The organism is Robinsoniella sp. (assembly GCF_034124845.1).
This window is the reverse complement of sequence record NZ_JAWYAJ010000448.1, coordinates 1-5708: the sequence shown is the minus strand read 5'-3', so window position 1 is coordinate 5708 and position 5708 is coordinate 1. Positions and strand designations below refer to the sequence as shown.

The following is a 5708-nucleotide window of genomic DNA, read 5'->3' as shown; positions in this document are numbered from 1 at the left end:
TATTGGCGTAGTGATGGCTGTTTTACTGTATGAAGAAGTGAAGGGATGGAAGATATTTCGTACCATTTATTACATTCCCCAGGTTGTATCTTCTTTGATTGTTGGATTTTTATTCGCCATCTTCTTTGGATTTAACGGACCGATTAATACCTTTTTCAGAGCGGTTGGCATGGATGGGCTGGCGATTGAATGGCTGGGGCAGGCATCCAGCGGTCTGGGCGTCATTATTTTCTGCCTGGTCTGGATCAATATTGGCTGGCAGGGAATGCTGGTGCTGGGCGGGCTGGCTTCTGTTTCACCTGACATTTATGAAGCGGCAAGACTGGATGGTGCCGGATACTGGCAGAAACTTTTCCTGGTAACCCTGCCGTTGCTGCGAAGAACCATAGAATATTCGGTTATGGTATCGGTAATCTGGTCATTCACCAGCTTGTTTCCCCTTATTTATTCCCTTACCAGAGGCGGTCCGGGAACGGAAACGATGACCATCGACTATATGATCTATCAAAAATCATTTGTGAGCGGAAGCCAAATGGGGTATTCCTGTGCCATGTCGGTTATTCTCTTAATCATTATATTGATTTTTACCGGAATCCAACAGGGTATTTCCCAGAAAAAGGAAAGGGAGGAGGGAACTGCATGAAAAAAATAAAGTGGTCTAAAATATTGGTCTTTACCGCACTCTGCCTCATGTCCCTCACCTTTTTATATCCCCTTATTTTTATGGCCATGACTGCCATGAAATCCGGGGCGGAATATCTGGCGGACCCTTTCGCACTGCCGAAATCCATAAATCTGGATAATTTTGAGGCATTAATTTCCAGATTTAAGATACTGAAAAATTTTATGAATACCTTTATCGTAGTTGGGGCAAGTGTAGTCTTAATCACCGTCTTTTCCGTGTTTGCCAGCTATGCTTTTACCAAACTCAGATTCCGTGGAAGGAATGTGATGTTTTTAATCATTATTTCTACCATGTTTATTCCGGCTCAGGTCACCATGATTCCAATGTATGTCATTTTTGCAAAATTGCAATTAGTAGATACCTATACAGGTGTTGTATTGTCTTATCTGGCGATGGGAATGCCCAGTACGATTATGCTGATGACCACCTGCTTTCGGGGGATTGACAAGGAAGTGATGGAGGCGGCGAAGATTGACGGCGCCGGTTATTTCGGGCTGGTTGCCAATGTAATCGTGCCAATGGGAATTGCGGGGATTGCTATGTCAGTCATCACCAATTTCATCGGTTACTGGAATGATTTATTTACCCCGATGATTCTTTTGAAATCCATGGATAAAAGGACTGTCATGGTTGCACTGTCATCCCTGATGGCAGACAGGACTTCGGTGGATCCCACTTTCCAGATGACCGGGCTTTTAATCAGCGTAGTACCCACCCTTGTAATTTATCTGCTGTTCCAAAAGTATTTGACAAAAGGTCTGACAGCAGGTGCTGTAAAATAAAACATCATAATCACCGGAAGGCAGGAGGATAAGAAATGAGTGTAAAAATCAGTTTAATCGGCGCAGGATCGGGAATCTTTTCCATTAATTTAATCAAAGACCTGTGCCTTGCCAAAAATCTCTCAGACAGCAGGATCTGTCTGATGGATATCAATGAAGACCGGTTGGATGATATATACCGGATGTGTGTCAGATATGCAGAAGAAGCGGGTACCGCTCTTGAGATTACGAAAACCACTGACCGTCTGGAGTGTCTGCGGGGGGCGGACTTCGTGGTCAATACGGCCCTGGATGGAGGATATGAAAGGCTGAAAGAAGGGTGGAAGGTAGCTAAAAAATGGGGGTACCGTTTTGGCGGAAGTTTTCATATCGTACATGATGAGTCTTTCTGGGTGAATTTTTACCAGCTGCGTCTGATGGAAGAGATTTATCATGATATGCAGAAGGTGTGTCCCGATGCATGGTATATCATGGTTTCCAACCCGGTTATGGGAGGCGTTACCTATCTGACACGGAAATACAAAGGAATAAAACTGGCTGGAATGTGCCACGGGTACGGAGGCGTATACCGGTTATGCGAACTGCTTGGGCTGGAGCGGGAAAATGTCACGTTTCAAGTTCCGGGAATCAACCATTTCGTGTGGCTGAACAGCTTTTATTATAAAGGAGAGAATGCCTATCCGCTGCTGGACCAATGGATTGCGGAAAAATCTGAGGATTATTTTAAAACCTGCATGTACAGCGATGATTTTGGACCCAAGGCAATTGATCTCTATCAAAAATATGGCGTCATGCCCATTGGGGATACCTGCACTCCGGGAGGAGGAAGCTGGGGCTACTGGTACCACACGGATGGGGAGGTACAGGAAGTCTGGAGAGAAGACCCCGATCATTTTTATGAAGAATATTTTCAGACGTCTCAAAAACATGTGGAAGATATACACAGGGCAGCCCATGATGACTCCATAAAGATGATGGATTTCTTCTCCAAAGTGCCGTCGGATGAGCCGATGATCCCCTTAATTGAAGCACTGGCATGCGATGTGGAACGGGTAGTCATTGTAAATATAGCAAATACGTATCAGTACGTAGAAGGAGTCCCGGAAGACTTTGAAGTGGAAATTCCCGCCTTGGTATCTAAAAGGGGGATCCAGGGCATCCATACGCTGCCGCTTCCGAAAATGGTGCAGAGCCATATGAAAAGAGACCGGATTGCATCGGTGGAAATGGAGCTGGAAGCATATGAGAGGGGGAGCAGGGAGCTGCTGACAGAATTAATTATGATGGATCCATTTACCAGATCAAGAGAACAGGCAGAAGGATTTTTAAATGAACTGCTGGAACTGCCGTTTTTGCAGGAAATGAAAGCGTATTATAATTAGAGAAAACAAGGGAAAGCATAGATAAAAATAAAACAGACAAGCTTTTGCACAGGAGACCGGGAAGTAAGGATATCTGATGCAAGAGCTTATCTTTTTTTGTAAGAACATGTTTAAAAATTACTTTCCCACAGCTTGGGCAGTGCAGACAGCAATGCCTCTTTGACGCAGCGTCTCTAAAAATTCCGGATCGGCATTCCAGCCGGTGATAATGCGGTCTGCTTTGTCTAAGGGAGCATAGCTTAAAAAGGAACGTTTCCCCAGTTTCCCGGCATCGGTCATAACAATCGTCTGTTCCGAGCGGGCTATTGCCAGTTCTGCCATAAGTGCCGTGTCGGAATCGGTAGCCATCAGCCCCTCTTCCAGACATATGCCGTCAGCACCGATGAAACATTTTGTAAAATTAAAATGACCGATGAATTTATTGCTGGCATAGCCTGCAAAGTCCATTCGTTTCGGGCGGTATTCCCCGCCGATCAGGATCACCCGGCAGACAGGGGAGAGAACCTGAAGATTTGCCAGAGAATTAGTAAATACGGTAAGGTCCCGTATTTCTTCGGATTCCAATTTCGGTGCCAGTGCCTGGCATAAGTAGTATAAAGTGGTGCCGGAATCAAAAAACAGGATATCGGAATCCTGTATACAATTTATGCCTAATGCCGCAATGGCCTCTTTTTCATCCTGTCTGCTTTCCATCAGCCGGTCAAAGGAATATTCGCCGGGAGTTTTATTAGCAAGCTGAATGCCGCCATATCTGCGGATGACCTTTTGTTCCTGTTCCAGCTCCCCAAACAGCCGTCTTACGGTAGATTCGGAAACATCCAACAGCTCCATGGCTTCTGTGGTAGTCAGCTGCTGCCTGGTCTTCAGTATATTTAAAATGGTTTCGGTTCGCTGTGCCTGTTTATTCATCTGGAAACCTCCTCTTTGTTTTTCTATACCTGTTTGAAAATGTATTCATTTCTATAACCTGCATACCGCAGACAGGTCTGCGGTACTGCTTCAATAGAAAGTATGGAACGCTTTTTGTTCCATACTTATACCCCTTGCATACCGCTGACGAGTCTGCGGTACTGCTTCAATAGAAAGTATGGAACGCTTTTTGTTCCATACTTATACCCCTTGCATACCGCTGACGAGTCTGCGGTACTGCTTCAATAGAGAGTATGGAACGCTTTTGTTCCATACTTACCTATAGTTATAGTATAAAAAAAAGAATCTGTCAATGTATATCCTGATTGAATGACTGAAATAGTTAATTTATGAGAGAAACAATCAAAAATAGTTGACAAGATGAAAGAAACGTTATATTATGAAATAGAAGAAAGGGATCTGCAAACAACGTATAAGGTAAAGGAGGTATTTATTATGAGGAATGATTTAGCCATGTCTCTGGGGGAACTTTTAGGGGAAGAATATGTAAAAGCTGTTGAAAATGCGGCGGTTTCACTGCTGGGTGTTGACCGGGAAAAAGCTGAGAATGCAAGGACGGAAAAGGTGGCATTTTTTCCGGAATCCTATGTGGATAAGCTGGATGCCATGCTTGACAGAATCGGTCAGGTTGTGACGGAACCTTTTAAAGGAAAAATGGATGGGGCTCCCACACAGGCCTTCGCCAAAGCCGCCAATCACGATGCAAGTCCGATTTCCGGATTTGGGTATTACCGGGTTGGACAGGACGGAAAGCTGTATGTAATTGCTAAGAGCGAGCATTACCACACGCCGCTGGGGCATTTTTTTCCGGGATATCAGTTAATTGATCATGCCAGAACGCTTGGAATTTCCAATGCAACACATAATAATACCAGAGGATACATAACCAGGCTGTGCGAGCAGGAATTGGTGCGTAATGCAAATGGACTTGGTAAAGACCAGAAGCAGGAGTTGGAGAACATCTTAAAAAGCGAAGAACCCCATGTATTAAACCGGGTAATCAATCTGGAAACAGGCTCCCTTGCATGCGAAGCGGGCATAAAGATGATGCTTGCCAGATTTTATAAATTAGATAAAACATTTCCGGAGCCAAAATACAGCGGACGGGTACCTGTATTCTTCGTTATGGGTGATTACGAAGGGGGACGTATGGCGAACTACCACGGAACCACGATCATCGCTCAGACCTTCCGGGATATGTGGCCGGATTTCTATAAGAAGAATGAAGAAAATGAAATATATAAAGTGGTTCCCGTAGCAATTAATGATCTGGAGGATTTTAGGAAAAAGTTTGAGAAGTACAATCAGGGAAAATATAAAGCAGCAGGGTTTACCCATGAGATTATTCTGATGAATTATGGAGGCATCCGGCTGGATGAAGAATATCTCAGGGCAGTATACAAGATCTGTCATGACGGCGATACGCCTGTTATGTGCGATGAGATTCAATCCTGCATGTGGTATGACGGCATGTTCCTGTTCCGCCAATATGGTTTAAATCCTGATTTCTCAGTGGTAGGAAAAGGATTTCCGGGCGGACAGTACCCGGCTTCCAGAATTATAACCACCGCAGAAATGGATAACTTAAATCAGTTCGGGGCACTGGTTACCAACGGACAGGAGGAGCTGGCATCCCTGGCTTACCTGATTACCATGGCATTTGTGGAACAAAATGGAAGTGCTGTTTCTGAAACAGGCAGATATTATGAAACCCGTGTGAAAGGATTGAAAGATAAGTTCCCGGAGGTCATCGATTATGTGGAGGGAGAACAGCTGCTAAGCGCCATCACCTTTAAAAATGTTGATGATACCGTTACTTTTGTAAAGAAGATGACAGGTCGGTATTTTGATATCAGTGCACAGGTGTACAAGGCATTTTGTCCGCCCGCTGCCTTACTGAAGCTGCCGCTGATTGCCACCAATAAACTG

The 5708-nt window shown here is 44.6% G+C and carries 5 protein-coding genes; 4 read left to right on the top strand and 1 reads right to left on the bottom strand.

Going from position 1 to position 5708, the window contains the following annotated elements:
- From ACH2DQ_RS22150 to ACH2DQ_RS22140, 3 genes are all read left to right on the top strand, one after another.
- Window positions 1–643, top strand: a 643-nt coding sequence (locus tag ACH2DQ_RS22150; RefSeq protein ID WP_395028363.1) for a carbohydrate ABC transporter permease, incomplete at its 5' end; no start/stop codon positions are given.
- Entirely contained in the window at window positions 640–1467 is an 828-nt protein-coding gene (locus tag ACH2DQ_RS22145; protein WP_394912387.1) for a carbohydrate ABC transporter permease, read from the top strand. The genes ACH2DQ_RS22150 and ACH2DQ_RS22145, both read left to right, overlap by 4 nt.
- A gap of 35 nt (window positions 1468–1502) precedes the next feature.
- Window positions 1503–2849 carry a hypothetical protein gene (locus ACH2DQ_RS22140; protein WP_394912386.1) on the top strand — a complete coding sequence of 449 codons (1347 nt, stop codon included), beginning with the start codon at window positions 1503–1505 and terminating at the stop codon, window positions 2847–2849.
- Between the two features lie 117 nt (window positions 2850–2966).
- Here the strand turns inward: ACH2DQ_RS22140 and ACH2DQ_RS22135 are convergent, their stop codons facing one another.
- Window positions 2967–3758 (bottom strand): DeoR/GlpR family DNA-binding transcription regulator, encoded by a 792-nt coding sequence (locus tag ACH2DQ_RS22135; RefSeq protein ID WP_394912385.1) that lies wholly within the window; start codon window positions 3756–3758, stop codon window positions 2967–2969.
- A gap of 456 nt (window positions 3759–4214) precedes the next feature.
- Here ACH2DQ_RS22135 and ACH2DQ_RS22130 point away from each other — a divergent pair.
- The coding region (locus tag ACH2DQ_RS22130) for an aminotransferase class III-fold pyridoxal phosphate-dependent enzyme (protein WP_395028361.1) at window positions 4215–5708 on the top strand (1494 nt) is incomplete at its 3' end.

What these genes read in the sequence shown, in the direction of transcription:
- ACH2DQ_RS22140 (WP_394912386.1), top strand. Translation starts at nt 1,503, where the DNA reads ATGAGTGTAAAAATCAGTTTAATCGGCGCAGGATCGGGAATCTTTTCC.
- ACH2DQ_RS22135 (WP_394912385.1), bottom strand. Translation starts at nt 3,758, where the DNA reads ATGAATAAACAGGCACAGCGAACCGAAACCATTTTAAATATACTGAAG.
- ACH2DQ_RS22145 (WP_394912387.1), top strand. Translation starts at nt 640, where the DNA reads ATGAAAAAAATAAAGTGGTCTAAAATATTGGTCTTTACCGCACTCTGC.